The 1,749-nt window shown below is 69.9% G+C and carries 1 protein-coding gene; it reads left to right on the plus strand.

The genetic code is table 11. The features are described 5' to 3' along the window. Positions 1 to 1,749: condensation domain-containing protein (locus K8638_RS44110; protein ID WP_223760797.1), on the plus strand; the 1,749-nt coding region annotated here is incomplete at both ends.

The raw sequence follows: 1,749 nt of genomic DNA on the forward strand, positions 1-1,749 counted from the left end.
GCCACACAGCTCATCTCCCGCGTCCGCAAGTCCTTCGCGCTCGAGCTGCCTCTGCGCTCCATCTTCGAGGCCCCCACCGTGGCCGGCCTCGCGGGACGCATCGAACAGGCGATGCAGTCCGATCGGGGCGTGGAGCGCCCGCCGCTGTTGCCCGTGCCTCGCACGGGCCCACTGCCGCTGTCCTTCGCCCAGCAGCGGCTGTGGTTCATCGACCAGCTCCAGCCTGGCACCGCCACGTACACGATGCCCACGTTCCTGCGGCTGGAAGGACCGCTGGATGTGGAGTCTCTGCGGCGCGCGCTCGTCGAGCTGGTCCACCGTCACGAGGCGCTGCGCACCACCATCATCCAGCGGGACGGTCAGCCGCTCCAGCACATCGCGCCCGATGCCGGGTTGCCGCTGGAGCTGGTGGAGCTGAGCCAGCTCTCACCGGAAGCCGCCCAGGCGGAGCTCCGCCGGCAGCTCCGGGAAGAGATGCTGCGCCCGTTCGACCTCGCGAGGGGGCCGCTGGTGCGTGCCGGCCTGTGGAGGCTGGGCCCGGCCACGCATGTGCTGGCGCTCAACATGCACCACATCGTCTCGGACGGCTGGTCCATGGGCGTGCTGGTGCGTGAAGTGGCCGCGCTCTACGAAGCCTTCGCCCAGGGCAGGCCTTCGCCCCTGCCGCCCCTGCCCCTCCAGTACGCCGACTACGCCGTGTGGCAGCGCCAGTGGCTCCAGGGTGCGGTGCTCGATGAGCAGCTCGGCTGGTGGCGCCAGCAGCTCTCCGGCCTCTCCCCGCTGGAGCTGCCCACGGACAAGCCCCGCCCGCCCGTGCAGACCTTCCGCGGTGCGCAGGTCCCCATCGCGCTCTCGCCCGCGACATCCGAGCGGCTCAAGGAGCTGTGCCACCGCGAAGGGGCCACGCCCTTCATGGCCCTGCTCGCCGCGTGGCAGGTCCTGCTGTCGCGCTACTCGGGCCAGCAGGACATCTCCGTCGGCTCGCCCATCGCCGGCCGGCATCTGGGCGAGCTGGAGGGGCTCATCGGCTTCTTCGTCAACACACTGGTGATGCGCGCCCGGGTGGAGCCGGGGGCCTCCTTCCACCATCTGCTGAGGCAGGTGAAGGAGACCGCCCTGGGTGCCTACGCGCACCAGGACGTGCCCTTTGAACGGCTGGTGGAGGAGCTGCAGCCCACGCGGGACCTGAGCCGCGGCCCGCTCTTCCAGGTGTTCTTCGCCTTGCAGAACACGCCCATGCCCACGGTACGGGATGGGGGGCTGGCGCTCTACCCGGTGGAGGTGAAGGACTCCGCCGTCGCCAAGTTCGAGCTGCAGCTGGTCCTGTCCGAGTCTCAGGAGGGCTTCCTGGGCACCCTGGGCTACAACACCGACCTGTTCGAGAGTGTCACCGCCGAGCGCATGGCGGAGCACTTCCGCATGCTGGTGGAGGCCCTCGTCTCCCGGCCCGATGCGGCTCTCGCGTCCCTGCCCCTGCTGACGCAGGCCGAGCGCCAACAGGTGCTGGTGGACTGGAACGCCACCGCCTCCGAGTACCCACGTGCATCCACCCTGCCCGAGGTCTTCGCGCAGGTGGTGGCCCGATTCCCCAACAAGGTCGCGGTCGAGTTCGGGGACTCGACGCTCACCTACCGGCAGCTCGATGAGCGTGCCAATCAGCTCGCGCATCACCTGCGCGGCCTGGGTGTGTCCACCGACTCGCGCGTGGCCATCGCACTGGAGCGCTCGCTGGAGCTGATTGTTTCGCTG

The sequence above is a fragment of the Myxococcus sp. RHSTA-1-4 genome (assembly GCF_020037125.1).
Taxonomy (GTDB): Bacteria; Myxococcota; Myxococcia; order Myxococcales; family Myxococcaceae; genus Myxococcus.